This is a genomic window from Corallococcus terminator (assembly GCF_003611635.1).
GTDB classification, from domain to species: domain Bacteria; phylum Myxococcota; class Myxococcia; order Myxococcales; family Myxococcaceae; genus Corallococcus; species Corallococcus terminator.
The window spans coordinates 1-25899 of the sequence record NZ_RAVZ01000120.1; the positions used below are offsets into that span (position 1 = coordinate 1).

Genomic DNA, 25899 nt, shown 5'->3' on the forward strand with positions numbered 1-25899 from the left:
GGGTGTTGCCGGCGGCGGGGAAGGGCGTCGGCAAATGAGCGCGTCGGAGGCCCTGCCTGTGTCCTCCGCGCGCCCGGTGCCTTCGCGGCTCCCGGGCGTGCGGCCCTGGGTGACGCTGAGCCTGGTGCTGGCGCTGGTGGCGCTCGCGTCGCTGGCGGTAGGGACGGTGCCGGTGCCTCCGGCCGCCATCTTCGGCAGCCTGTGGGAGGCGCTGGGGCTGGGCGAGGCCTCCCAACGGCTGGAGCCGACGCAGCGCGCGGTGCTGTTCACGCTCCGCCTGCCGCGCGTGGTGCTGGGCATGATGGTGGGCGCGGTGCTGGCGACGACGGGCGCCGCGCTGCAAGCGCTCTTCCGCAATCCGCTGGTGGAGCCGGGCCTGCTGGGCACCTCCAGCGGCGCGGCGCTGGGCGCGGTGCTGGCCATCGTGCTGGACGTGACGCTGGGCACGAACATGGGCCCGCTGCGCATGCTGGTGGTGCCGGGCGCGGCCTTCCTGGGAGCCCTGGGCGCGACGTTGCTGGCCCAGCGGCTGGGCACGGGCGGCGGTCGGACGGACACGCCGCGCATGTTGCTGTCGGGCGTGGCGGTGAGCGCGGGGGCGTTCGCGGGGATGGGACTCCTGACCCACGCGGCCTCGGACGCGCAGCTTCGCTCCATCACCTTCTGGAGCCTGGGCAGCCTGGGTGGCGCGTCATGGGAGACGGTGGGCGCCGCGGCGGTGCCCCTGCTGCTAACGCTGGGGCTGGTGCTGCGCGAGGCGCGAGCGCTCAACCTGGTGCTCCTGGGCGAGCGCGAGGCGTACCACCTGGGCGTGGACGTGGAGCGCCTCAAGCGCCGGCTCATCCTCTCCGCGGCGCTGGGCGTGGGGGCGGCGGTGGCCTTCACGGGGATGATTGGCTTCGTGGGCCTGATGGTGCCCGCGCTGCTGCGTATGGCGCTGGGGCCGGACCACCGGCGGTTGCTGGCGGCGTCCGCGCTGACAGGGGCGTCGCTGTTGCTCGCGTCCGACCTGCTCTCGCGCACCCTGGCCGCGCCGTCGGAGCTGCCGGTGGGCGCGCTCACCTCCGTGCTGGGCGTGCCGGCCTTCATCGCGCTCCTGTCTCGCAGGGGGACGGCATGAGCGTGGAGTCACCTTCGCGGGAGCAGGACTCCGAGGCGGGTGTCCCGGTCGAACGCATGGGCGCCCCGCCTGGGGAGCGTTCAGAGGCTCGCGACGGGGACTCGACCGTCGTCACGGGCGCACCGACTGGCATCAAGCGTTTCATGCAATGGATCCGCGTGCGTCCGGCGGCACGTGACCTGGACCCGACCTTCTTCACGGGCGCACCGGCGGGCATCACCCGCTCCGGACAGAGGGCCCGCGTGAGTCCGGAGGCTCGTGACACGACGCCCGTGGCGGGCATCGCGCGCTCCACGCAGAGGGAGCGCGTGACGTCGGGAGCTCCTGAGGCGGAGCTGGCCTCCGTCCGGGCGTGCCGCCCTCCCCAACGCATGCGGCGCGCCAGGAGGCGGTATGAGCCTTGAGGCACGCGACGTGGAGGTGTGGCGCGGACGTGGGCGCGTGGCGGGGCCGCTGTCGCTGGAGGTGAGGCCCGGCGAGGTGCTGGCGGTGGTGGGCCCCAACGGCGCGGGCAAGTCCTCGCTGCTGTCCGCGCTGTCGGGCGAGCTGCGCTGCAAGGCCGGCGAGGTGTTCCTGGAAGGCCGCGCGTTGCACCAGTGGCCCCTGCTGGAACGCGCGCAGCGGCTGGGCGTGCTGCTCCAGGAGTCCTCGCTGGGCTTCGGCTTCACCGCGCTGGAAGTGGCGGTGCTGGGGCGCAGTCCGCACGCAAGGCGCGGCGGTGAAGCGTCCGACGTGGAGGTGGCCCGCGCCGCGCTGGATGCCACGGACACGCAGCACCTGGCCTCGCGCGCGTACACCACGCTGTCGGGCGGCGAGCGGCAACGCGTGCAGTTGGCGCGCGTGCTGGCCCAGTTGTGGACGCCCCCCGCGCACGGCCACCGCTACCTGCTCCTGGACGAGCCGACGGCCAGCCTGGACCTCTCCCACCAGCACCTGGTGCTGGAGCGGGCGCGGGCCTTCGCGCACGAAGGCGGCGCGGTGCTCACGGTGTTGCATGACCTGAACCTGGCCGCGCGCTACGCGGACCGCATCGCGGTGTTGGACCAGGGCCGGTGCGTGGAGACCGGCACCCCCGTGAACGTGCTCACCCCGGACCTCATCGCGAACACCTTCGGGTTGCGCGTGGAGGTCGTGTCGCGGCCGGACCTGCCCGGCCCGCTGGTGATTCCCATGGGCCGCGCGTCGCCGCCGCCCTGAGGCCATGCCTTCTTCCCGCGAGGAGGGGGTCCACGCGCGAGAACGCCCCTCCAAGGCCGCGCGTCGGATCCTCCTCGCGGCGGGATGTTGCTCACATCCGGACCGTCCGCTCCCGGGCCGTCCGGCGCACCGGGACCGCCGCCGGTTCCGGACGCAGGTAGCCCAGCGCGAGCGTGGCGATCTCCTCCACGAAGCTCTCATCCTCCAGGTAGTCCGGCCGCTCCGTCACCGCCGTGTGGCAGAGCGCCTCCACGGTGGTCACCAGGATGAAGACCGCCATGTCCAGGTTCTGGGGACGCAGGTCCTGGAAGCGCGGCGCCAGGAAGGCGCGCACCACCCGGAACAGGCGCTGCGAGTACACATCCAACAGGCCCCGCTCGCGCATGCGCGGCATCAGCTCATGCAGCACCTGGTTCAAGCGCGGGTTCTCCCGCTTCACGGCGATGACCTGCCGGATGAGCGCGCGCATCGCCACCGCAAGCGGCTGCCCGGCCAGCGGCACCAGCCCCGCCTCGAAGTCCGCCACCGCCCGAGCGCGGTGCTGCTCCAGCAACGCCGTCACCAGCCCCTCCTTGCTCGGGAAGTACTGGTAGAGCGAGCCGACGCTCACGCCCGCCTCCTGCGCGATGCGGTTGGTGCTCGCGGCCTCGTACCCGTCCTTGACCAGAACGCGAGCAGTCGCGGTGAGGATGGCATCACAGGTGGCCTGCGACCGCTCCTGACGGGGCGCCCTGCGACGGGAGGGAGACGGACGGCGGGGCATGGGACCTCCGGAAACGGAATGTGAGCCCAACGCGAGTTGAGAACGTGAGCGCTCACTCACATTCTAACCCCATGCAAACGACTTCCGCACAGCCCCTCGCCCACCGTCCTGCTTCCACCCCCGCGCCCCGGTCCGGGGCCTTCCCCTACGCGGGGCACCGGGCCCTGGTGACGGGCGCTTCGTCCGGGCTGGGTGAGGTGTTCGCCCGTGAGCTGGCGGCCCGGGGCATGGACCTCATCCTGGTGGCGCGCTCGGAGGACCGGATGCGCACGCTGGCGACGAAGCTCCAGGCGGAGCACGGCATCCAGGCGGAGGTCATCGCGCTGGATCTGGGCCGCGAGGGCGCCGGCAGGGAGCTGCACGCGCGCTGCCAGGAGAAGGGGCTGCGTGTGGACCTGCTCGTCAACAACGCGGGCTTCGGCTCCCACGGGGCGTTCGAGTCCGCGTCGTTCGCGCGGCAGCACGAGCAGGTGATGCTCAATGTCACGGCGCTGGCGGACGCCTGCCACCTGTTCCTGCCGGACATGCTCGCGCGTGGAGTGGGCGGCATCCTCAACGTGGCCTCCATCGCGGGGTTCCAGCCGGTGCCGTACATGGCCATCTACGGCGCCACCAAGGCGTTCGTGCTGTCCTTCACGGAGGCGCTGTCGGAGGAGACCCGGGAGCGGGGCGTGCGCGTGCTCGCGCTCTGCCCGGGGCCGGTGCAGACGGCCTTCTTCGACGTGGTGGGCACGAAGCAGGCCGCGGTGGGGCCGCTCGCGCCGGCGGAGGAGGTCGTGCTCCGCGCCCTCAAGGCCCTGGACCAGGGCCGCGCCTCGGTGGTGCCGGGGTGGCGCAACTGGTTCCAGGCCAACATGACGCGCTTCGCGCCGCGCTGGGTGGGCCTGCGCGTGGCGGGCGGGATGATGAAGCCGCGCGCGGCCTCCAGCCCGAAGGCGGACGCCGCGAGCGTCGCGCCGTAGCGGACGCTCAGGGCGTGGGCACGGGCGCGAGGTACTGGCGCAGCACCTGGGGTGACAGCGAGCGGTAGATGTTGTCGTGGCGCAGGTCCGGCCGGGGCTCGTACCGCCACTTCAATCCGGCGGGGGCGTTCGCGCGCAGGGCCTCCGCCAGTCGCGCGGACTGCGGCGCGATGTCTTCTTCGTCGGCGGACGCGACGTACAGCGTGGCGCGCAGCTCCGGCCGTGCCTTGAGCCGCTCGCCGGCCCTGCGCACCACGTCGTCATCGTTCCACCAGAGGCTGGGACTCAAGGCGATGGAGGTGGTGAACAGCTCCGGCTGGAGGAAGAACGTCTCCACGATGAACAGGCCGGCCAGGGACTCTCCGATGACGGCCGTCTCCTCCGTGACGCGATAGCGGCGGTGCACCTCGGGCATGAGTTCGTCGCGGATGAAGGCGAGGAACGCGGCCGAGCCTCCGACGCGCGGAGCGACCTTCCGGTCCTCGTCGACCTGGGTCGGACCGGTCATGTCGCGCCGCCGCTCGGTGTTCTCGATGCCCACCAGGATGAACGGCCGCACTTCGCCCGCGCGGATCGCGGTGTCGAGCGTGGTGGCGACGTGCGGGAAGTCCTCCTGCTCGCCACCGTCGGGCATGTACAGCACCGGGTAGCGCGTCGCCTGCGCCGGGTCGTAACCCGGAGGCGTGTAGACGTTGAGCCGCCGGGTCTCCTGGAGCGCCGCGGACACAAGCGTGAAGGCCGCGTGCGTCGGCATCGGCTCCGGAGGCACGACGGCGTGGCCCCGACATCCGGCCAGCAGCACCGCGAACAGGACCACGCTGAGTCGGTTCACCGAACGGCGCAATGTCATCTCCCCCGTCCCGGGCGCTTGCCCTCGCGGGACGGAACCGAGGCCGGACCCTTCCCGATGCGCTGGGCGACGAAGAGCGTGTGGCGTGGGCCCTTGGTGCCATGCGCGGCGGGCTTGAGGACCTGGACGGTGAAGCCCACGTCTTCCAGTCGCTTCACGAACGCGGGTGACGGCCCGGCGCTCCACACCACGAGCGTGCCCTTGGGGCGCAGGGCGCCGTAGGCCACGGACACGCCGGTGATGTCGTAGAGGCTTTCGTTGTCCGGGTGGGTGAGGGCGGAGGGGCCGTTGTCCACGTCGAGCAGGATGGCGTCGAACGCGCCGCTCTGCTTGCGCATGAGCCGCCCCACGTCGCCCTCCACCACGGTGACGCGCGAGTCCTCCAGCGGGGCCTTGGCCAGGGGCGCGAGGATGCCCCGGTTCCACGTCACCACCGAGGGCAGCAACTCCGCCACGACGACGCGGGCGGAGGGCTCCAGACGGTCGAGCACCGCTCGCACCGTGAAGCCGAAGCCCAGGCCGCCCACCAGCACCCGGGCCTTCTGGGTGCCCACCAGGTGCGCGCAGCCCGCGTCGGCCATGGCCGCTTCGGAGCCGTGCTGACGGCTGGACATCAGCGTCTGGCCGCGCACGCGCAGCACGTATTCACTGTCACGCCGGGCGAGGACGACCTCTCCCACCTCCGGCACGTCTTCTTTCTCGACGGTCTCCCAGGGCTTCATGTCGGCGCTCTTCGCGCGACCGGGGCCGCAGGTCAAGGGGGCCGCCCGCGTGCCTTGACACCCCGGGGATGCGCCTGCGAAATCGCCCCGGGTCCCAGGACCCGAGGAAGCCGCCCCACCGCATGGAACGCAACGGACGTCAGGCGTGGCCCCCGGAGTTGTCCGAGCCGCTCCGCGAGGTGGACCGCCTGCGACGCGGGGGCCGCTACACGTCGGCGCTGGCGCTGGCGAGGAAGCTGGCGGACGCCCACCCGGAGCAGGTGCGGGTGCTCGTGGAGGTGGGCCTGACGCTGGGCGTGTGGGGCGGCCAGCCCGCAGAGGCCCTGCCCTGGTTCGACCGGGTGCTGGCCCTGGCGCCGGGACACGCCGCCACGCGCTATTACCGTTCGCTCGCGCTGGCGCGGCTGGGACGGCACGCGGAAGCGGTGGAGGGCTTCACGCAGGTGGAGGCCGCGGGGTTTCGCAAGGCGCTGGTGGTGCACATGAAGCGCGCGGAGTCGCTGGGCGCCCTGGGCCGCTGGGTGGAGGCGGAAGCGGACTGGACGGCCGCGCTGGCGGAAGACCCCGGCAATTCGTGGCTGCTCCAGCAGCGCGCGCAGGCACGGACGCGCGTGGGACGGACGGAGGCGGCCGAACAGGACCTCACGACCGCGCTTGAGGCCCAGGTGGACGAAGCCGTGGATCCGGAGCTGCTCCACGCGCGCGGCGTGCTGCGCCTTGGGCGGGGGGACGTAGCGGGCGCGCGCGCGGACTTCGACGCGGGGCTCGCGGCCTTCCGCGTGGGGGATCCGCCCGTGCTGCTGGATGCGCTCCGGCAGGGGCTTCGGGACGCGCGTCAACCCTGACGGGGGATGGACTCGAATTCGACGGTCTTGCCCTTGGGGCGCGCGAAGAACAGGTGGATGCGCAGGTGCGGGTACGCCGTCTGGATCTCCTTCGCGCCGAAGTGCAGGTCCTTCAACTGCTGCTCCAGGGCGATGTCCGGGCCCAGGGCGCTGTGCCGGGCCTGGTAGTAGCCGCAGCCCGCGTGCGCCAGGAGCAGCACGTCCTCGATGTGGTGTCCTTCGATGAGGAACTTCGCGGCGCGGGTGATGCCTTCGCTCTCCAGGTAGTCCGACGCCCAGCGGTTCAGGAGCGCGGGGCCACCGGGAAGGGTGAGCGTGTCGATGCGCGGGTGGCCCAGGTGGTGGGCCAGGTCCTCCACGGCTTCGGTGAAGCGCCCGTCCGAGCAGTACACGGCCAGCGCCTTCGGGTGGACGGACTCGAAGGGGACGCGGGAGACGAAGGGAGCGGGGTCGGCCATGTCCCCCAGGTTAATGGCTCCCCGTGCCAGCGAAAGCGACTTCGCGCCGCTCCCTGTCCTTCTCCCGGTGTCACTCCGGTGACGCGAACCGCTCCTGGAGCACTTCCAGGACGGCGGGCTCCTGGGGATTGTTGAAGTGACGGCCGCCGGGAATGAGGCGGACCTCGGCGCCCAGGCGCTCCTCGAAGAGCCGGGTGTTGCGGCGCCAGTCAGAGGTGTAGGGGTCGGAGTCGGACAGCAGCACCACGCAGCGGCGGAGCGCGGCCCGGACACGGTCGAAGTCCAGCGGCGTGTCGAGCCAGGGCCGCAACGTGTCCCAGGGTGTGTCGATCTCGAACCAGCCGGCGACGAAGAGCGCGCCCTCCACGGTGTGGCCCGGAGGCAGCGTCACCAGATACCGCATCAGGGCCTGGCAGCCGACGCTGTGGCCCAGGAACACGGTGGAGGGCGCGGGCACGGGCCCCACGGCCGAGGCCACGGTGGAGACCCACCCGTCGACCGTTGGCGCCGAGGGCGTAGGCATGGCCAGCGCGCGCACGTCGTCGAAGAGGGCGGGGGCGGTGCGCACCTTCGCGGTGAGCCACGGGTAGAAGTCCGTATCGGGGCTGCCTGCCCAGCGAGGGACCATGACGAGGGAGCGGGTCATGGGGCGCAGTGTGCCGCACTCAGGGCGGGCACGCTCATGCCTCGCGGAGGGCACGGGCTTCGAGCGCCGCGCGGGCCTGCTCCGCGAGGCGCAGGCTGTCGGGAAGCGCCTGGCCCAACAGTTGGGGCACACCCACGGCCAGCGCCACCGCGTTGCTGAAGAAGCACGCCTGGGCCCGGGAGAGCTCCGCGAGCGGGATGGCCCGCTCCACCACCGGAAGCCCCGCGACGTGGTCTGCGTCCAACAGCACCGCGCGCGCGATGCCCGGAAGGCACGGGGCCGCGAGGGGTGGAGTGATGAGCGCGCCGTCGAGTTGGACGAAGATGTTCGCGGTGGGCAACTCGCAGACCTCGTCCGCCTCGTTGGTGATGAGCGGCAGTCGCGGCAGGAGCGCGTGCTGCCGGAACCATGCGAGCCCCTTGTGGTTCACCGTGCGCTCCGCGCGCCGGTACGCCCCAGGCTCCACGCTGTCGAGCCCGCGGCCTTCGCGGTGCAGGGACTCGAAGTCCGGGGCGAGCGGGCGGAAGGTGCAGAGCACCCGGCCATCGCTGACCGCGAGCTTGCCCACGCCGGTGAAGTCTGGCCCGAGCAGCGGATCCGCCTCCAGGCACCGGCGAAGCGAGTCGCGCACGGCGTCCTCCAGGAGGAGCGCGAGCGCGGGCGCGCGCACAGCGGTGGGGAACGCGGCGAGGCTTCCGCGCAGGCGCGCGAGGTGCCGGGCGAGGAACAGCGGCCGGCCGGCGTCGATGCGGAACGTGGTGAAGAAGCCCGCGCCAAAGAAGAAGCCCTGGGCGAAGTCCTGGAGCCGCAGGTCTTCCCAGCGCTGGACGACGCCATCGACGGAGACGGTGGAGAACATGGGGGCCCTGTCGCTTCAGCGTTCCAGGAAGTTCGCGAGCAGGCGGGGGCCTTCGCGCGTGAGGAAGGATTCGGGATGGAACTGCACGCCTTCCAGGCCCGCCAGCTCGCGGTGTCGCAGGCCCATCACCAGGTCGCCGGACCAGGCCGTGACCTCCAGGCACTCCGGCAGGCTGTCGCGATCCACCACCAACGAGTGGTAGCGCGCGGCGGTGAACGGTTGGGGCAGGCCCCGGAAGATGCCCTGGCCCCGGTGTTCGACCTCGGCCGTCTTGCCATGCACCGGCACGGGGGCCCGCACGACCTTCGCGCCGAACACCTGCCCGATGCTCTGGTGTCCCAGACATACGCCCAGCAGGGGCACTCGGCCCGCGAAGGCGCGGATGATGTCCAGGGATACGCCGGCCGCGTCGGGCGTCTTCGGCCCGGGTGAGATGACCACGTGGCTGGGCTGGAGCGCCTGAGCCTGCGCGACGGTGAGCGCGTCGTTGCGCGCGACCTGGAGCGTGGCCCCGAGCGAGCCCAACGCCTGGACGAGGTTGAAGGTGAACGAGTCGAAGTTGTCGATGAGGAGGATCATCGCGGCCTCGTGCTCGCGGCCAGGGCGAGGAGCTGGGAGCGGGCCTTGTTGAGCGTCTCCTTGTATTCGCGCCGGGGCTCCGAGTCGTGGACGATGCCGCCGCCGACCTGCACGTACGCGCGGCCGTCCTTCACCACCACGGTGCGGATGACGATGTTCAGGTCCAGTCCTCCCGCGAAGCTGAAGTACCCGAGCGAGCCCGTGTAGAGGCCGCGCGGGTGGGGCTCCAGCTCGGTGATGATCTCCATCGTGCGGATCTTCGGCACGCCGGTGATGGTGCCCCCGGGGAACAGCGCGCCCACGACATCGAGCGACTCCACGCCGGGTGCGAGCTGGCCGACGACCTCCGATTCGATGTGGAGCACGTGGGCGTACTCGACGATCTCCATCAGCCGGGTGACCTCCACGGTGCCATACGCACAGACGCGGCCCAGGTCGTTGCGCTCCAGGTCCACGAGCATGGCGTGCTCGGCCTGCTCCTTCTCGCTGGTGCGCAGCTCGTGCACGAAGCGAGCGTCCTCCTCGGGCGTGCCCCGGCGGCGGGTGCCAGCGATGGGACGCGTGGTGGCGCGGCCGTCCTCCACGCGCACCAGCCGCTCGGGCGATGCGCTGACGACCTGGAATCCGTCCGCTTCGAAGTAGCTGGCGAAGTGGACGGGGCTGGTGGCGGACAGCGTCTCGTAGAGGGAGAGCGCGTCGCCGGGGAAGTCCACCTCCAGGCGCTGCGAGAGGTTGACCTGATACGTGTCCCCCGCGCGGATGTACTCGCGCACGCGCTCCACCGCGTCCAGGTAGGCGTCGTGCGTGAAGTTGGAGCGCCACTGCGCCAGGGGCAGGTCGGCGGGCGGAGGCGCGGGGGACGGCGTCGCGACGGCGGTGCGCACCTGGGAGGCCAGGAGGTCCAGGCGGCGCGAGCAGTCCTCCCAGTCCGAACCCGTGGCCACCGCGCGCACGGTGTGCTCCAGGTGATCCACGACCAGGAATGTGTCCACGAAGTGCAGCGCGATGTCGGGCACGCCCAGGTCGTCGTGCGGGTGGTAGGGCAGGGCTTCGAAGAAGTGACTGGCTTCGTAGGAGAAGAAGCCCACCGCGCCGCCGCAGAACAACGGCAGTCCGGGAAGGCGCAGGCCCTTCCATCGGCCGAGCAGTCCGCGCAGGACGGTGAGGGGCGCCTCCTCCTGGAGGACGCCGTCCACGTGGCATCGCGTTCCCCGGGCGCTGTAGCGCAGGAAGGGACGGGCGCCGACGAGGGAGTAGCGGCCCTCGGTGCTGGTGCGGGTGCTCTCCAGGAGGAAGCGGTCCCCGGCGGGAAGGGCGCGCAGCAGATCCACGGGCCGCGCGGCGCCCACGTCCAGGGTCCGCACGAGCGGCACCTGGGTGTAGCCCTGGGTCACGAGCGCGTCGAAGCGGGCGCGGTCCAGCGGGGGGAGGGGGGAAGCGGGAACGGCCATGCGGAAGCCGTTCCTAGCAGGAACCGCTCCCGTCCCGAACTACAGCTCCTCGTCCTTGCAGAGCTCGTCCTGTAGCTCGGTCAGCGCCTTCCGGGCGCGCATGGGCTGGCAGGTGTTCGCCAGGAAGTACGACGAAGCGCCCACGGTCGCCGCCTTGAGCTTCGGGCCCAGCGCGGACCAGCACCCCTCGAAGGCCACCTTCCTCGCCTGGGCCGCGCGAGGGTCCTCCTTGGGAAGGCCGAGCGCCGCGATGACCGTCTCGGCGAGCGCCGTGTCCTTGCAGGCGCTGACGTCCTTGCCACCCCCCACCGCCAACGCGAAGAGCGGCATCGCCACGTAGGCGAAGTGCCCCTGCTTCACGAGGTGCGCGGCCTGGAGCGCCGCTTCGGGCCCCATGTCCGGCGTGAGTTCCAGGAAGGTGTCGATGCAGCCGCGCCGGTCGAGTTCGAGGCAGCGCTGGAGGTCCTTGCGCGCGCCCTGATCGCGAGCGGTGGTGAAGCGCGGCGCCTTGGGGAGGAAGGCATACCGCTGCCCCAGCGCTCGCGCTCGCTGAGAGGCGGCGAAAGGCTCCTTGTCGCTGGGGGGAATGGACTCCACGTCGGCCGCCGCGGCGTCGGTGACCAGGGCCCGCCACGCGTCGGTGCGCTGGGGAGCGGGAAGGTCCTCCGCGCGCTCCAGCAGCTCCGCCCAGGCCTTCTGCGAGCCCAGTGTCTGGAGTTCCGGCAGCGTCACCGGCTCCCGGGCCCCCGCATCCGCCGCGAAGAGACAGGCGGCCACCACGAGTCGACGGATCATCGGGAGAGGTTCCTGTCCAGGAACGCGGGCCCTTCGGCCGCGCCCTTCGAAGTGGTGGTGAAGGTGAGCGTGTCGCCGCCGCGCTCCAATCCGAGCGTTGGGCCGAAGCGGCAGACCAGCGTCGTGACGGTCTTCACCGACGCGCAGCGGGCCTGGGCGCGGCTTGCGAGCGGAGCACAGGCGGCCCACACGTCGAACTCCGCCATCACCTCGTCGCTGAAGCTCTTCCAGTCGAAGGTGAAGGTGACGGTGGTGCCGCAGGCCTTGTTCAACGCGGTGACGGCTTCGCCCGCGCGGGCCGTGTATTTCTTTTCCAGGTGGGGCCAGGCCTTCTTCTGGAAGGCGGCGATCCGTCCCGACTCCAACTGCTGCTGGTGCGCGGCGAGCACCTCCGCGGTGGAGGCCTTGTCCGTCGCTTCCTGGTTGAACTTGACGGGGAAGGCCTGCACTCCGGGCAGGACGGCCTCGTAGCGCCCGTCGCGCTGGAGGAGGAGCACGTAGTCGCCTCCCCGGTGGCGGACCACGTAGTCGGCGCCGCGTGAGTGTTTCTTCAGGGTGGCGCGCAGCGCGATGCCGTCGTCTTCGGAGTCGGTGCCGCGCACGCGGATCAAGACCTCCGAGGCCGTGCGCGGCTCCAACGTGACGACCTCCACGGTCTGGCCGTCGCTGCCCCGGTAGACCTTGCCCGCCACCGCTTCCAGGGAGTGCGCCGCCGTCGTCGCGAGGATCGCCGCCAGCATGAGCGCGGGAGCAAGGGTCCGGGGCATGCTCAGTTGAACGCCTTCTCGAGCGTGGCCTTGGTGTTGTCGCCGAGGTTCGCGTGGCCCTTGGGGGACATGTGGTACGTGAACACGCCCTTGTCGAGCGACATGTTGCGCAGCGTCGCGTCGTTGGAGCCGTCCTTCTTCTCCACGGGCTTCACGCCGCCGAACAGGCACGCCACGCCGGTCACCTTCTTGGCGATGACCTTCTTGTACGCGGGGCGGTTTTCACACATGGACCCGATTTCCTGGATGACCCCCTCACAGTACGAGCTGAAGCTCGTGCCCGACCAATCGTCGGTCTTGAAGTTCTGGAAGTCGGTCTTCACCTCGAGCTTGGTGCCGCACTTGTCGTTGGTCGCCTTCAGGGCGTCCCCGATCTCTTCCTCCAATTTGGCCTTGGCTTCTTCCTGGGCGGGCTTGAGGTCTTCTTCGGCGAAGGCGGACGTCGACAGCAGGGTCACGACCGCGAACACATGCTTCAGGGACATGGAGGACTTCCTCGTGGGATGGACGGCAATCCCGGAGTCTCCAGGTGGGCAGGTCTTGAAGCAAGAAGCCGCGGCCTGTCGTCCTGCGTCAATCCGGCCTGCGAAATCACCCTGGGGCGGTCCGGGAACCGGTTAGACATCCGGTGCCGATGTCCTTCCCCACGCGCTTCCAGGGCCACTTCCGCCTCATCGTGAGCGTCGTCGTCACGGCCGTGCAACTTCCCACGGTGCTCTGGCTTTGCGTCCGGACGCGAACGCCGCTTCCCGCGCTCGTCGCGCTGGGGCTCTCCTGGCCCTACCTGAAGCGGCTCACGACGCCGTGGCACACCCCTGCGCCCTCGCGGTCCACCTTCCTGGCGCTGGGATGGTGGTCCGCCTGCCTGGTGTTCGACCTGCTGATGCTCCCCGCCGTGCTGGCCATCCGTGCGGGCCTTCCGGAAGCGGCGGCGTGGGGACTGGCGGCGGCGGTCGCGCTGGTGGTGGGGTTGGATGCGGCCCTGGCCCGGCCACGGCTGCGACGGCGGACCGTGCGCATCGCGGGACTCGCGCCGGAACTGGACGGCTACCGCATCGGGCAGCTCTCCGACGTGCACTGCGGTCCCCAGGTGCCGGAGTCTCGCGTGGCCGCCTGGGTGAAGCGCCTCAACGGCCTCGACCTGGATCTCGTGGCCGTGACGGGCGATCTGATCACCCAGGGCCCCTCCCATGTGGAGGCCATCGCGAGGGCGCTCGGAGGCCTGCGCGCGAAGGACGGCGCCTTCGTCAGTCTGGGCAACCACGACTACTACACCGATGCCGAACACCTGGTCCGCGAACTGGAGCGCCACGGCCTGGGTGTGCTGCGCAACCGGGGCGTGGTGGTGGCGCGGGGCGGAGCCCGTCTCTACGTCGCGGGTGTCGATGACACCTGGACGTCGCGCGATGACCTGGAGCGGGCGCTCGCGCAGAGGCCGGAGGGAGTCCCCACGGTGCTGCTCGCGCATGACCCCGACCTGTTTCCACAGGCGCGGGCGCGCGGCGTGGAGTTGACGCTCTCGGGGCACACCCACGGCGGGCAACTGGGCGTTCCGGGTGTCCGCCGTCTGTCCCTGGCGCGGTTCCTCACGCGGTGGACCGCCGGGTTGTATCGGGAGGAGCGCTCCTGGCTGTATGTGAATCGCGGCGCTGGCACCACCGGCCCGCCCGTGCGGCTGGGTGCTCCCGCGGAGCTGGCGGTCCTCACGCTGCGGCGGGGGTGAGTTCGCCGCCGTGAGGACGCGCGCTACGGGCGTTCTCCGACGGCGTCGGCTGCCTCCGGGAGCCCAGGCAGCGTGAAGCAGAACGTGGCGCCCTGTCCCGGCGGGCTCTCCACCCAGACGCGCCCCCCATGCGCCTCCACCACGCCCTTGACGATGGCGAGCCCCAGCCCGGCGCCCGCCTTGTGGGCGTGGATCGCCTGCCAGAACCGGTCGAACACGTGGGGCAGCGACCTCGCGTCGATGCCGGGCCCGGTGTCCACCACGCAGAATCGCACGCCGCCCTCCCGGCGCTCCGCCTTCAGGAGGATGCGTCCTCCTGAAGGCGTGAACTGGATGGCATTGCCCACCAGATTCTGGAAGACGCGCAGCACCCGCGCCCGGTCCGCACGCACCCGTGGAAGGTCCGGCGCCAGGGACACCTCCAGGCTCAGGGACCGGTCCGCCGCCAGCAGCCCGTTCAATCCCTGCACCTGCGCCAGCAGCGCGGGCACATCCAGCAGCTCCAGGTCCAGCCCCGGCTGCCCCGACTCCACCCGCGCCACCTCCAGCAGGTCGGCGATGAGCCGGTCCATGTTGCCCACCACGAGGCGGATCTTTCGCAGCGCCTCTTCGACGACGGGGTCCGCGCTCGAGTGGGCCACGCGCCGCTCCGCGCCGTGGCACAGCAGGGAGATGGTGTTCAGGGGTGCGCGCAGGTCGTGGGAGACGATGCCCAGGGTCTGGTCGCGCGCGGTGACGGCCTGCCGCGCGGTGCGGTACAGCCTCGCGTTCTCGAGCACCAGCGCCGTCCGCCGCGCCAGCTCCAGCACCAGCGACAGGCCCTGCGTTCCGTAGCGCGGGCCCGGGTGCGTGGACACCAGCACCAGCGCGCCCATGGGGCGTCCCTGGATCATCAAGGGCACGGCCACCGCCGAATCCATGCGGGGCCTGTCCAGGCACGGCCCTGGCAGGAGCGCCACGGACTCCGTGCGCAGGGCCTGTTCCACGGTCCGCCCCAGCGCGCTCGTGGACCCCGGGGTGCAGGCCGCGCGCAGCATGTCCCCCAGGTCGGGTGTCACCGCGGCGACCTCGGTGGAGGGCTCCTCCCCACTGGGGCCGCTGGAGGTGGTGATGGCGCAGCCGTCCGCGAGCGTGGGCACGGTGAGCTTCACCACGGCGCGCGCCACGTGCCCCCAGTCCAGGGAGCCCGTGCTGACGGCGCCCATCTCGGAGAGGAAGTGGCTCCACAGTTCGGCCTCGCGCTGTTCGGTGACGTCGCGGAAGTAGACGGTGAGGCCCTCGGGTGACGGGTACGCGACGACGCGCAGCCACCGGTCCGCCCGGGCCGAGGGTTGGTCCTCCTCCATCGGGACCCCGGCCTGGGTCGCCCGCTGGAGCAGGGCCTCCATCGCCGCCCCCTGGGGCTCGGAGAGGACAGCCACCACGCGGCGGCCCAACAGGTCCTCGCGCCCCCGGCCGAAGTGCGCCTCCGCGTGTTGGTTCACGTAGGTGAAGCGGCCGTCCCGGTCGAAGGCGGCGAAGCCGTCGGTGATGCGCTCGAGCACCGCGTTCATCCGCTCGCGAGCGACCTCTGCTTCCTCGCGAGCGGCCTCCTCGCGCGCCAGTCGCCACAGCGCCTCCCCGGCCTCGCGGCGACCCGTGATGTTCTCGTGGGCCACCACCACGCGCAGCGGGCCCTGTCCGGCGAAGCGCGTGACCCGCATCAGGAACCAGCGTCGCCTCCCCCCGGGTTCGTGGCACGGGTACTCCAGCAGGAAGGACGCGGTGCGGCCGGAGAGGATGTCGCGAATGCCCGCCGCGACGATGGACGCCTCCTCCGAGAACGGGCCCTGTGCGGCGTCCGTCACGCCCAGGTAGTCAGCGCCCACGCCGCACACCGGCGAGTCCTCATCGCAGCCATTCTCCCGCGCGAAGCGTTTCCACGCGGCGTTGACCGCGAGGATGATGCCCCGGCCGTCGAGGATGGCGATGTGCGTGGACAGCGAGTCGAGCGTGGAGCGCAGGAACTGCTCCGACTCATGCAGCGCCTGCTCCGCCTGTTTGCGTGCGGTGATGTCCCGGCAGAAGATGGTGAGGCCCTGCGCGGAGGGGTACGCCCGCACATCGACCCAGGCCTCGAGGGGGGCATAGAACGTCTCGAACATGACGCCGCCCCGGCCCGTGAGCGCCCGCCGGTACTCCTGCTCGAAGACGGTGCCGACCGCTTCGGGAAATTCCTCCCAGACGTTGCGCCCGATGAGGTCCGTGCGCGGGCGTCTCAGCAGCCGCTCGGCGCGCGCGTTGAGGTAGGTGAAGCACCAGGAGCGGTCGAGCGAGAAGACCGCATCCGAGATGCGCTCCAGGGAGTCGGGGTCCTGGATGGCGCCGCCCACGAGGGAGGCCACCCTCTCGCTCGGAGGTCGCACATGCCGCGATCGCGAGACCACCTCCCGCACCCCCGTCCATCATTCGGGCCCACGGCGGGCTCGCTGCCCGCTTCCCCATGAGGCCCTTCGAAGAGAAGCCACCTCGGACTGAAGGTATGCGTCCCGCTTCTCGGGATGCACCGGCGGGCATTTCCGACGATGCCTCGCCCGTGGGTCATCCGGAGCGCGGAGGCGCAGCGCCAGGCTGCTCGCAGGCGCCGAGTGAGACAGCCCAGCGGCGGGGGAACTCAGCCCCGGAACGATTCGGCGAACGACCGGCTGAGCAGGGAGGCCGGCGCAGCACGGGCTGCTTTCAGCGCGGTGAGTTGGTGCATCACGAACGCGCGGGTCGGCATCTGCACCGCGCCCCGGCTGCGCAGCGCCAGTTCCAGGGCCAGCGCATGGCGTCGCCGCATGGGCGCGGAGAGGAGCGCCTCAAGCAGGGCCTGCGGGGTGAAGGGCTGACCCGAGAGGTATCGATGTTTCACATCCATCCGCTGGCGAGCCTCACCCCACCACTCCGAGATGGCCTGGGGTTGGGGCAATGGCAGTGCGTCCTCGGGTTTGGATGCCAGGTCCGCGTCCAGGTCCTCTTCCTCCAGGGGAGGCAGCGCGGTGTCCTCTTCCTCGCGAGCGACCGCGTACTGTTCCGCCATACTCAAGCCGGTGATGGCGCTGAATGCCTCGCCCGCGAGCGCCGCGACAGGCTTGTGCCGCAGCAGCTCCACGCAGGCATCGGCGGCGGTGATGCGGCCGGAGAACCCGAGCGCCCACAGCACGTCCGGCCGAAGCTTCTCATCGGAGAGCAGCTCCAGCAGCGTCTTCACATCCCGTTCCTCCCCGCTCATTGCCAGCAGCAGGAGGGGCAGTCGGCCGCCGGGGACGCGCGCGCCGACCACGGACTGGCATGTCGTCCAGGCGGCGCGATGGCCTCCCAGCAGGCCCGCGAGGATGGCGGCATCCCGCAGAACGGGAGCGCTGGAGTCCAGTGCACGCTGGAGCACGGCCGGCTCCAGGGGCAGCCGGGCACTGCTGGCGGCGCGAAGGGCCGCGGCGGCGACCCCCGGCTCGGGGTGCGAGAGGAACGGCGCGCACAGCGGGGCGGTGGCCAGTCCCTGGGCTCCCAGCGCCTCAATCACCAGGGCCAGCAGTTCGGGGACGGTGTCCTCCTTCAGGAGCGCCGGCAGGGCCGGGAAAATGCCCGACGCAGGGGACAGCGCCAGCGCGCGTTGGAAGGCCGAGAACGCGGGAGGTTCGGCCGAGGGCAGCGCGGCGAGCACCAGGGCGGGCCCATATTCCGCCTCGGCCCCGAGCAACGCCAGGGCCGCCGCGACGATGCGCTCGGGGTCTTCGGTCAGCGCGGGGACGAGCAGGCGCGTCGCGACGGGCTCACCGCCCAGCACCAGTCCGTCGACATGCGCGGCGACAGGCTCCTCCAGCTCCGCGACCTCTTCCAACGTGAAGTCGGGGGCGTCGAGGGCCTTCTCCCATTGGCTCCACCGGAACGCAGCCTCGTCGAGGTGGGTCTCGTGGATGTCCCAGCGCAGGGGCGCTCCGGCGGGAGTGGCCATGGTCCTAGTTGATCTCCACGGAGCCACCCTTGATGCGATGGGTTCCGGTGGCACGGGACTCCAGGTACGTGCCCTTCACGATGACCTTGCCGTTGCGGCGCAGGGTGATGCTGGCCTCCCCACACTTGAGGACGATTTCGTCCTGGCCCTCGATGACCACGCGCTTGCCATCCACGTGGGCTTCGGTGAGCGCCCGCGAAGGCTCAGCAGGGCCTTCCAGCAAGGCGTCCAGCAGGGGCGTCGAGCTGGGCTCCTGGATGAGGCCCATGATGAAGGGCAGTGCCGGGTCGCCGTTCTCGAAGAGGAGGACGACCTTCTGCTGTCGGGTCACGGCGACCTGGAGCGCCTGGGCCTCCACGGCCACGGCGAGCCGGGCGCGCACGGGGCCCGCGGTGTTGCCCGGGAAGTCGACGAGGACGGCGCCGGAGGCATCGAGCCCGGAGAGGTGTCCGCCCCGGCTGCCGAGGATGGGTGTGGGCGGTTCCATCGTCGGGGCGGGGGACTTCTTGTCGGAAGGGGCGCTCATGGTCGGGCTCCAGGTGCGCCGGTGCCTAGACGTCGTGATCACAGACGAGGCACTTGGGTTTCTTCTCGCTGTCGCCCATGGCGATGACAGGCCCTTGCATGACAGGGAAGGGAGGCGTGTTCTTGTCGTTGTGGAGCATCAGGTCGAAGGCGCGCGCCACGTTCTTGCCTTCGAACTTCACGTCGAAGGAGTAGTTGACGAACTCGGCCTTGCCCTTGGTCTTGTTGGACGCGACGCCACCACCAGCGGTGCCCGCCTCGTCGCCGGTGCTCATCTTGAAGTTGGAGTCCTTCACGCACACCGGGTTGCCGGCCACGGACACCTTCTTGGTGCCCTTGTCGGTGTCGGAGGACTGCGCCACGTTGGGGTAGGGGATGGGAACGGGCCCGGCGGGGCTGGGCGTCTTGCAGACGTCCGGGAAGGCCATGGTGACACCGCCGCTGTCCTTGGTGACGACAGACATCTTGTTCACACCGGTATTGACGGGCATGGCCACCTTCCTCCAGAGCCCATGATAGCGCGTCGGGGGGCTTCGCGCTCACGGACCGTGGATTTAGCTGGCACGGGGAGGATTACCCTCATCCCGCCTTGGCCACCTCCAACCACCTTGCCTCCGGCGCGATGAAGGATGTCATCGACTCCTCATAGCGTGACTCGCCCACCTGACCGGGAGCTTTGTCTGGCTCCGGATCATTCTCGGATAGCCACTGGGTGAGGAGCAGGCGCTTGAGGGTGCAGGTAGGACGCAGCGCGCCTCGCTCATGAATGAACGGGTAGACGATGAGGACCCCTCGCGGACCGGGCAGCAGGCTCAGCAGGATGCGGTCGCCTGAAGCGTCCTCGCTCAGGAGGAACAGGCCCGCGATGAGTCCTGCGGAGTAGGAGGGCAGGAGTTCCGCGAGTGCTGGAAGGCTTTCCGGTACGTGGAGGGGCATGTCCAACCGGAGAGAACGATCTTCGGAACACCAATAGGACCCGGGGTCCTCGTCACTCCGCAGTGCTTGCTGGAGGGCCACCCATTCGCGGAGTTCCCCAGGTGGAATGACACCATGCGCTTTGCGCAAGGAATCGATGCGTGCATCGATGGAGTCCATGTCCAGGCTCGCGAGACGCGCCCGGAAGGTGACTCTGTCTCGGGTGACCAGTGTCTCGACGACGTCGGTCAGACGTGCCGTGAGCAGGGTGTTGGTGGTCAGGGTTGCGAGGTCCAGCATGGTGCTGCTCCAGGCGCCAGGGATTGGCAGGATATACTAGGCAGGCGCCCTGAATTTTCCGCGTCACTTCATCACCTTCCTGTATCGGGATCATCGCGCCTATAGAGGGGAGCGCTGGATACCCTCCTCAATGGAATGCCATGAGATTCTTCGAGCTGGAGACCCTGGGCGATCTCAACGACTCCGAGTTGCTGTTCCTGGACCAGGAGCCAGAGGCGCTGGGGCTGGACGGATATTGTCTGGCGGCTGGAGAGCCTGTTGGCGATTCCTATCCCGCGGAGGTGAAGCTCCAATCGAGTGAGGATCGAACCGGCATCCAGCTCTCCTCGGTGTTGGGGAACAACTTCAACTACCTCATCGTCTCCGGTGCGATGAAGGACGTCATCGCCGAACACTGCCCGAAGGGCTCCCTCGAATGTCTGCCCTTCACCCTCCTGGATCCTCGGGAACGCGTTCGCAGTCAGGACTACTTCTTCGTCAATCCGCTCGGCGGTATCGACGGCGTGGACACCAAGGCCAGTGACATCAAGTACCACCGCAGTGGGGCCATTGTCGGCATCCGCAAACTGGTCTTGGATCCGGAGAAGCTGCGCGATGCTCCTGCCCTCTTCCGCCTCCAGCAGGACCCGCAGCTCTACGTGGTGAACGAGTCCCTGGCGAAGGCGTTCCACGAGCGGCGCTTCACCAACGTGGTGCTGCGCGAGTTGACGGTCTTCGCTGCGAAGCCCTGAACCCGTCGACTGGAAGGGTGGCTCGCTTGGCCTCGAAGTTCCTGTCCGTCTTCATCGACAATGCACTTGGCGATAACGAGGAGCTGCTTCCGGCCTTCATCGCCGGGAAGGCCGGCCTGAAGGAGGCACTCCGACTCTGCCAGAACTTCCGCATCGCGGGCATCGGCTCGCTGCTGATGTCTGGCACCTCCGCACGCCTGCACGAATGTCTGCATGCGAGTGCACGTGCGTTCGTGCACTTCGCGAGCTCCGTGCCCGAGGGACAGAATCTGACCAGTCGCGCCGAGCCGTTTTTCGACGCGGTGGCCTGTGGGGACACCGAGGCCGCACGGGAGCTGGCGCGTCTCTCCCCGCGGGCTTGTGACAGGAATCGCGAGTACGAGGAGGACTTCCTCTTCGTCCGTTTCCTCATGGACCACTTCTTTCTGGGGCTGGACGCGCGCGAGGGAAAGGCCCTCCTCAAGCGTTACGAGGAGGTCCTGGAGAGCTCCGAGGACTCGCGGCTCGCGGTGTGCCAGGCCCTGTTGGTAGCGGATGAGGCCCGGTTCGATGAAGGCCTCTCGCGGATGATGGAGGCTCGGGAGGTGCGGTTCCGAAAGCTTCGCGAGAAGGAGTCAGCGGCCGAAGAGGTGCTCGCGACCGAAGGGTACGTGTCCGTCGAGGGCCTTGCCCTGGTGCGCCTCGCTGTTTCGAAAGGTCTGCACCCTCTGGAGGACCACCTGTTCATTCCCTCGGTGGCCCGTGAACAGGTGGCCCTTCGCTTCCGCCCGGATTCCTGGACGCACTTCTTCGCATAGCGCCTGGGGAGCTTCAGTGCCCCTGTTCGCGTGAGCGGTGCGCGAGTTGGAGGATTTCGTCCTCGGAGAGCTGGTCCGTCTTGATGATGTTCCGGTCCGCCTTCAGTTGTTCCACCTGTCCGTCGCGCAGGACGTGGAACTGTCCCTGCTTCTGGGCAGGGAGCTTCGCGGCCGCATCGACACGGGCATCCGCGAACATGGGCCTGAGCTTCTTGATCGCCGTGTCTTCCTTCACCCGACCGACGCACCAGTTACGCACGTTGTCCCGGCACTTGTAGTCCAGGTCTCCCGGGCTCTGCGTCGCGAGCATCACCCCGATGCCCGCCGAGCGCGCTCGCTTGAGCAGGTTCTCCATGGGCTGCTTGGTGGCGGGCATGCTCATCGCTGGGAGGTACAGGTCCGCCTCGTCGAACAGGAGGACGGCCTGGAGCCGGGACGAGGGGTGCTGGCTTGCCCAGCGATTGGCCTCCACGAGCAGTTGCGACACCCAGAAGAGAGAGCCCTGCGTTCCGCCCAGGAACTTGGTGCTGATGATGCTCAGCCGGGTCCGGCCAGGAACCTTCGCGCTTCCTCGTCCCAGCAGTTCCTCCATGTCCAGCTTCTCCCCCTGATTGGACAGGAGGGTCCGGGTGTTGAGCTTCAGCGTCGTCAGGTCCTGTGCGAGCCTGGGGAACACCTTGAGGTCCATCCCGCTCACCTCCTGGACGAGCGCGATGTCCTGGGACGCGATGAACTTCTGGAGCAGGTCAAGAGTGAGCTCCTGCCCGAGGGGCCGCTCCACCAGCATCCTCAAGGCCTGGGCCAACAGCGCCTTCGCCGCCCTGTCCCTTGGGCTGTTCCTGTACTCCAGCATGCTCGCGATGGCCTCCGCGGCCTGCTGGATGCTCTGATCCCGTTCTTCTGGAGGCAGGACTTCCAACCCGCGCGGAACGATGGGAATGGCGAGCGGACGTCCGTCGGACCTCCCCGGAGTGTAGAGCGCCACCTCTACCCGCTCTCTCAGGAGACGACGGCGTTCATTCAGGGCAGGGTCCTTCAGCTCTTCCTCCCACGCCTCATCGCGTGCATACGCGGCGAGGTCTCCCTTCCGGTCGACGAGCAGCGCTGGAATGCCTTGCAGGAGCAGTTGCTCGATGAGGTTCAACGCGAGCGTCGTCTTGCCGCTTCCGGAGCCACCGAGGAACGCGCTGTGCTTCGTCAGTTCATCCGGCTGGAAGAAGACGGGCTGGGTGAAGACGCTTTCGGAGATGCCAATCCGCATCGCTCCAGGCTGCGCGTTGCTCACGGGCATGGGAGGAATGACGTTCGTTCGCGGTACCTCGACGGGAGTCTTCGTGCGGCCAGTCCCCTTGCTCACCAAGGGTGGGCCCAGTGCCCTGAGTTGATGTCCGTCCAGTCCTGTCTCGGCCATCGAGTCCTCCCTGGAGGATTTGAAATCACCCCCGTGGGCAGGCTCGTCGTCGTGCCGGGTGTCCACGCGCCGCGCGCTTTCAGAGGGTGCCCCACGGCGCTCTCCCTGGACTGGCTTCGTGACGCTTGAGGGAAGAGGGCCTCTCGTGGGGAGGGGAGGCGGCGGAAGCGGACGCGTTGGCTCCGGCGGAGGGCCTTTCTCCAGGGCGAGCACGTCGGTGATGGACTTCAGCCGGGTGACGGGCCGGACCGTTCGACTCCACTCCACGAAGGCCGGCTCTGGCTGTTCCTGACGGAACGCACGCAGCGCCAGGAGCTCTCGCAGGTCGCTGTTCCCAAGCACCGCCCTCCGCCCGCCCCGCTTCATCAGCGTCGTCGTCGACTCCTCGACGAGGGTTCCGAGCGAGCCTGGAAACTCCGTCGTCCGGACGAGGATGGGAACGCGCCTCGCGGCGGCCCTGATGGCATCCGCCATCTGTCGTCCCAGATGGCCACCCCTGGAGGACTTGTTGCAGAGCGCGACGAACATCTTCGCGTCTCCGGGCAGCAGGGTGACGTTCAGGCTCTCCTCGTCATGGGGCTCGACCTTGAAGCGATGCGAGCCTCCCAGTTCATCGCCACCCACCTCGATGGCCCAGGCAAGCAGCGCGGCGACGTCCGAGTCTTCTTCGGGAATCGCACCCTTGAACTTCGCGCGGAAGTCGGTCCAGGCCTGGTCCATCTTCTGGAGCGGACTGGGCATGGCCTCCTTTTCGGGGGATTGGACCTTGCCCTTCTCTGGGGACGACAACGGGAATGCGGCCGGGAGCTTGCCGTCCTGCATGGCTCGGTCGCGATAACGGCGGCACGCCTCCAGGACGTCGCGGACCCGCTCATTCTCGAACTGCGCGAAGCCCTTGGCTGGAATGGGGAAGGTCGGGTCTGACGCTTCCACCGCAATGCCCTGGTCCCGGTAGAGAACTTCCAGGCGGCGTGCCGCGACGTCTTGCGCGGTCTGCGCGCTGACGAGCCTGCTCAACTCAACCGGGTCTGGGTCGCGCTCGATGCGGTCGAGCATCGGCCGGCTGAGCTTGGACCGCATGCTCTCCCAGAAGTCGGAGAGGCAGCAGACCACGACAATGGAGTTTGGGACGTGCCCAGCGAGCGCGACAAAGCTGTTCATCGCGCGCCGGAACGAAGGTTCCATTCCAGGGCTTTGCTCGAAGTCGCTGCTGTCCTCCACCTGATCTACGCAAAAGACAAGGGCCTGTCCCATCACCTCCATGATCCGCCCGAGGCTCGACAACATCCGGATGGGGCCATCATCCGCGGTGCGAGGCACCATCTCTCCAATCACGGTGCGGTCCGCCAGGGACATGTCCTCGCAACGCAACCATTGGAGAACCCGGTGATGGAAGCGGGCCTCCCTGCGCTGAAGGTAGATGAGGGCGCGCAGCAACTGGACGTCCACGCGGCGGAACCGTTCGTCCGCGTGGAGGTCGTCCGCGACCGCGCGGATCATGTCGTGGAGTTCGTGTTCTTCAAGGATGCGCTCTTCTGGGATGAGCGGCGCGAACGCGCTCGTGCAGCAGGCCATCACCGCATCCGAGAGGCGCATCAGCCCCGAATCCGGTCCTGCTTCCGAATCGTAAGGACGGTCCAACGACTCGATGAAGTAGGACAGGACGTGCCTGTCATAGTTGGACGCGTCCACGGTCATCGGCATGTAACCGACGTACCCGCGACCGCGGCTGTGCACGCTGTTCCGGAAGGCTCGGACCAGATGTGTCTTCCCGCTTCCGGACTCACCTAGCAGCAGCAACAGCTTTCCCGATTCGGGCGTTGCCGTGGCCCGCTTCACGAGTCGTTCAAACGCCTTGCGCGCGGGTGCGTTGATGGATTCGACGTCGTAGGGATCGCGTTTCCAGAGGGTCTGGCCCTGCTGGATGCTGCTGAAGATTTCGGGGCCATCGGAGAGGAAGGCTTCGAGGCGGGCGTCCGTGTGCATGAAGGGCTCCGGAAGGGCTCGGACTAGACGACAACGAAATGGAAGGTTGAGTGGGTGGATCTCACCTCGGACTCAGCTACGTCCGCGGGGTCCATGACCGACACGAGGTCCGCTCTGCTCAGTGAGAGTCGGTTGGCGCGGTTGGCTTCCAGGAGCGCCGCGTCAAAGGCCTCTCTGTTGGCCCCGTCGGGCTTCAGTGCCTTCCACACATGGGAGATGAAGACCTTGTTCTTCCCAAAGCGTCCGGTGGTCGAAGCCCTGGCGACGTTCAACACCCGCTCGGCGAATGCCTCCGCGTTCGTGGGCAATGACTCCATCGCGGCGGGCTGTTGCTTTTCCGGCGCGCTGGGCTTGGGGGGCTTCACAGGGGCCTCGTTCTTGGCCAGCACCCACTCCCGCAGCGCCGCCAGCCGCACGACCTCCCCGTCCACCCGAGCTGCGCCCACGGTGCGCGCGGCCAGTTGCTCCACGCCGCGCTTCGGGTCGCTGACCTCCTGCTCCAGCAACTGTCCCAGCAGGTGCGCCTGCACCGCGCGCAGGGAGAACTTCTCACCCGTCTCCACGCCCAACTGTCGCCACAACAACCGGTCCCGCACCTGCTCCAGCGTCGGCGTCTCCGGCCCTTCCACCCGGTGCGCGCGCTTGAGCAGCACCGCACGCACGCCGTCCGCCTTCGCCAGCCGCCCCAGCACCGCCTTGGTGTTCGACAGGCCCAGGCTCCGGGCCAGCAGGTGCTGCTGCTTCACCCGCTTCCACGTCAGCCCCTTGGGCGAATCCACCCTCAGGAACTTCAGCGCCCGCTGCCGGCCCTGGCCCGTCAACGCCAGCGCTGTGCGCGAACGCTTCTCCACCAGCCTTCCTTGCTGGAGCCCTTCCAGCAACGCGTCGAACCGTTCGGTCCACTCGCCCCGGCTCCAGCGGTGCTCCACGAAGGCATGCAGCGTCTTCGCCAGTTCGTTGCGCGTGCCCGGCTTCTTCTCCGAGCGCGTTGCCAGCCAGGCCAGGGCCAGGCCCTGGAGTCGGGTGTCAGGGGTGTCGGTGCTGTCCATGGTCAGGGCTCCCGCCCGGCGAGCTCTCGCTTCCGGGCCGCAATCAACGTGTCGAGGGTGTGGAGGATGTGCTCCAACTGGGACAGCACGTCCGTCGCGAGCAGCCGGTACACCCAGTAGCCCGCGCGCTGGAGGTCCAGGTCCTTGCGCCGGTCGCGGCGGAACCGCTCCGGGTCCTGGAAGTGGAAATAGCCGTCGACCTCCACCGCGAGGCGCAACTGGCGGCTCAGGAAGTCCACCTCCCAGGAACGCTTGTCCTCGGGGTTCAGGCGGACGTTGTGCTCGAAGACGCCCGCCGTCCTCGCGTGCTCCTCCAGCCGGTCGCGCAGGTACGCCTCCGCCTTGCTCCGGGACCTGTCCGGAGCCGACTCGCCCGCGCCCGTGAGCACCTCCAGCGCCACCTCCGCGGCGCTGACCCGCTGCGCCTCGGACGCTCCCGCGCGCTCCAGCTTCCGGAGCGTCTCCACCGCCC

26 protein-coding genes and 1 pseudogene are annotated in these 25899 nt (G+C 69.5%); 8 read left to right on the forward strand and 19 right to left on the reverse strand.

From position 1 onward, the window contains the following. The first annotated feature begins 34 nt into the window (after nt 1–34). From D7V88_RS18460 to D7V88_RS18470, 3 genes and pseudogenes are all read left to right on the forward strand, one after another. The gene (locus tag D7V88_RS18460; RefSeq protein ID WP_120541962.1) at nt 35–1120 is read left to right on the forward strand and encodes a FecCD family ABC transporter permease; all 1086 of its coding nucleotides are present in this window, start codon (nt 35–37) and stop codon (nt 1118–1120) included. After that, entirely contained in the window at nt 1117–1524 is a 408-nt protein-coding gene (locus D7V88_RS18465; protein ID WP_120541963.1) for a hypothetical protein, read from the forward strand. Before D7V88_RS18460 ends, D7V88_RS18465 begins: the two co-directional genes overlap by 4 nt. Nucleotides 1525–1558: 34 nt before the next feature. After that, nucleotides 1559–2317, forward strand: a pseudogene (locus D7V88_RS18470) (heme ABC transporter ATP-binding protein); the annotation flags it as partial. Nucleotides 2318–2408: 91 nt separating this feature from the next. On the opposite strand, the gene D7V88_RS18475 reads toward D7V88_RS18470, so the two are convergent. Further along, entirely contained in the window at nt 2409–3080 is a 672-nt protein-coding gene (locus tag D7V88_RS18475; RefSeq protein WP_120541965.1) for a TetR/AcrR family transcriptional regulator, read from the reverse strand. 71 nt (nt 3081–3151) lie between these two features. Here D7V88_RS18475 and D7V88_RS18480 point away from each other — a divergent pair, with 71 nt between their 5' ends. Beyond that, the gene (locus D7V88_RS18480) at nt 3152–4042 is read left to right on the forward strand and encodes an SDR family NAD(P)-dependent oxidoreductase (protein ID WP_120541966.1); all 891 of its coding nucleotides are present in this window, start codon (nt 3152–3154) and stop codon (nt 4040–4042) included. 7 nt (nt 4043–4049) lie between these two features. On the opposite strand, the gene D7V88_RS18485 is transcribed toward D7V88_RS18480, so the two are convergent. Together D7V88_RS18485 and D7V88_RS18490 are read right to left on the reverse strand one after the other, a co-directional pair. Beyond that, complete coding sequence (locus tag D7V88_RS18485) at nt 4050–4892, reverse strand: alpha/beta hydrolase (protein ID WP_120541967.1); 843 nt, start codon at nt 4890–4892, stop codon at nt 4050–4052. Continuing rightward, nucleotides 4889–5614 carry a spermidine synthase family protein gene (locus D7V88_RS18490; RefSeq protein WP_120541968.1) on the reverse strand — a complete coding sequence of 242 codons (726 nt, stop codon included), beginning with the start codon at nt 5612–5614 and terminating at the stop codon, nt 4889–4891. Before D7V88_RS18490 ends, D7V88_RS18485 begins: the two co-directional genes overlap by 4 nt. 122 nt (nt 5615–5736) lie before the next feature. Between D7V88_RS18490 and D7V88_RS18495 the strand changes: the two genes are divergently transcribed. After that, nucleotides 5737–6459, forward strand: a complete 723-nt coding sequence (locus D7V88_RS18495; RefSeq protein WP_120541969.1) for a tetratricopeptide repeat protein — start codon at nt 5737–5739, stop codon at nt 6457–6459. Here D7V88_RS18495 and D7V88_RS18500 read toward each other — a convergent pair. The 8 genes from D7V88_RS18500 to D7V88_RS18535 form a co-directional block, all read right to left on the reverse strand. After that, entirely contained in the window at nt 6450–6917 is a 468-nt protein-coding gene (locus D7V88_RS18500) for a carbonic anhydrase (RefSeq protein ID WP_120541970.1), read from the reverse strand. The genes D7V88_RS18495 and D7V88_RS18500 overlap by 10 nt on opposite strands. A 70-nt stretch (nt 6918–6987) precedes the next feature. Beyond that, nucleotides 6988–7563 (reverse strand): RBBP9/YdeN family alpha/beta hydrolase, encoded by a 576-nt coding sequence (locus D7V88_RS18505; protein WP_120541971.1) that lies wholly within the window; start codon nt 7561–7563, stop codon nt 6988–6990. 34 nt (nt 7564–7597) lie between these two features. Further along, a complete protein-coding gene (locus D7V88_RS18510) occupies nt 7598–8422 on the reverse strand; it encodes an aminotransferase class IV (protein WP_120541972.1) in 825 nt (274 codons plus the stop codon). Nucleotides 8423–8437: 15 nt separating this feature from the next. Further along, nucleotides 8438–9001 carry an anthranilate synthase component II gene (locus D7V88_RS18515; RefSeq protein WP_120541973.1) on the reverse strand — a complete coding sequence of 188 codons (564 nt, stop codon included), beginning with the start codon at nt 8999–9001 and terminating at the stop codon, nt 8438–8440. After that, the gene (locus D7V88_RS18520; protein WP_120541974.1) at nt 8998–10452 is read right to left on the reverse strand and encodes an anthranilate synthase component I family protein; all 1455 of its coding nucleotides are present in this window, start codon (nt 10450–10452) and stop codon (nt 8998–9000) included. The genes D7V88_RS18515 and D7V88_RS18520 overlap by 4 nt, the downstream gene beginning before the upstream one ends. A gap of 39 nt (nt 10453–10491) precedes the next feature. Continuing rightward, nucleotides 10492–11247, reverse strand: coding sequence for a hypothetical protein (locus D7V88_RS18525; protein WP_244238234.1), 756 nt, complete (start codon nt 11245–11247; stop codon nt 10492–10494). Further along, nucleotides 11244–12014, reverse strand: coding sequence for a hypothetical protein (locus tag D7V88_RS18530; protein WP_208726360.1), 771 nt, complete (start codon nt 12012–12014; stop codon nt 11244–11246). Before D7V88_RS18530 ends, D7V88_RS18525 begins: the two co-directional genes overlap by 4 nt. Nucleotides 12015–12016: 2 nt before the next feature. After that, the gene (locus D7V88_RS18535; protein ID WP_120541975.1) at nt 12017–12499 is read right to left on the reverse strand and encodes a hypothetical protein; all 483 of its coding nucleotides are present in this window, start codon (nt 12497–12499) and stop codon (nt 12017–12019) included. 149 nt (nt 12500–12648) lie between these two features. On the opposite strand from D7V88_RS18535, the gene D7V88_RS18540 reads away from it, so the two are divergent. Further along, nucleotides 12649–13737 carry a metallophosphoesterase gene (locus tag D7V88_RS18540; protein ID WP_120541976.1) on the forward strand — a complete coding sequence of 363 codons (1089 nt, stop codon included), beginning with the start codon at nt 12649–12651 and terminating at the stop codon, nt 13735–13737. A gap of 23 nt (nt 13738–13760) precedes the next feature. Here D7V88_RS18540 and D7V88_RS18545 read toward each other — a convergent pair whose 3' ends face one another. The 5 genes from D7V88_RS18545 to D7V88_RS18565 all read right to left on the reverse strand — a co-directional run bounded on the left by D7V88_RS18545 (nt 13761) and on the right by D7V88_RS18565 (nt 19453). Beyond that, nucleotides 13761–16121 (reverse strand): sensor histidine kinase, encoded by a 2361-nt coding sequence (locus D7V88_RS18545; RefSeq protein WP_158625108.1) that lies wholly within the window; start codon nt 16119–16121, stop codon nt 13761–13763. A 269-nt stretch (nt 16122–16390) separates the two neighbouring features. Further along, entirely contained in the window at nt 16391–17713 is a 1323-nt protein-coding gene (locus D7V88_RS18550) for a TIGR02270 family protein (protein ID WP_120541978.1), read from the reverse strand. A gap of 4 nt (nt 17714–17717) precedes the next feature. Then, nucleotides 17718–18239 carry a DUF6484 domain-containing protein gene (locus D7V88_RS18555; RefSeq protein WP_120541979.1) on the reverse strand — a complete coding sequence of 174 codons (522 nt, stop codon included), beginning with the start codon at nt 18237–18239 and terminating at the stop codon, nt 17718–17720. Between the two features lie 25 nt (nt 18240–18264). Further along, nucleotides 18265–18729, reverse strand: coding sequence for a DUF4150 domain-containing protein (locus D7V88_RS18560; protein ID WP_120541980.1), 465 nt, complete (start codon nt 18727–18729; stop codon nt 18265–18267). Between the two features lie 88 nt (nt 18730–18817). Further along, the gene (locus D7V88_RS18565; RefSeq protein WP_120541981.1) at nt 18818–19453 is read right to left on the reverse strand and encodes a hypothetical protein; all 636 of its coding nucleotides are present in this window, start codon (nt 19451–19453) and stop codon (nt 18818–18820) included. Nucleotides 19454–19593: 140 nt separating this feature from the next. On the opposite strand from D7V88_RS18565, the gene D7V88_RS18570 reads away from it, so the two are divergent. Beyond that, nucleotides 19594–20184, forward strand: a complete 591-nt coding sequence (locus tag D7V88_RS18570; RefSeq protein ID WP_120541982.1) for an imm11 family protein — start codon at nt 19594–19596, stop codon at nt 20182–20184. Between the two features lie 26 nt (nt 20185–20210). Beyond that, entirely contained in the window at nt 20211–20981 is a 771-nt protein-coding gene (locus D7V88_RS18575; protein ID WP_120541983.1) for an Imm49 family immunity protein, read from the forward strand. Between the two features lie 13 nt (nt 20982–20994). On the opposite strand, the gene D7V88_RS18580 is transcribed toward D7V88_RS18575, so the two are convergent. The 3 genes from D7V88_RS18580 to D7V88_RS18590 form a co-directional block, all read right to left on the reverse strand. Further along, a complete protein-coding gene (locus D7V88_RS18580; protein WP_120541984.1) occupies nt 20995–24378 on the reverse strand; it encodes an ATP-binding protein in 3384 nt (1127 codons plus the stop codon). Nucleotides 24379–24401: 23 nt separating this feature from the next. Continuing rightward, entirely contained in the window at nt 24402–25427 is a 1026-nt protein-coding gene (locus D7V88_RS18585; protein ID WP_120541985.1) for a hypothetical protein, read from the reverse strand. A gap of 2 nt (nt 25428–25429) precedes the next feature. Beyond that, nucleotides 25430–25899, reverse strand: a 470-nt coding sequence (locus D7V88_RS18590; RefSeq protein WP_147448775.1) for an endonuclease domain-containing protein, incomplete at its 5' end; no start/stop codon positions are given.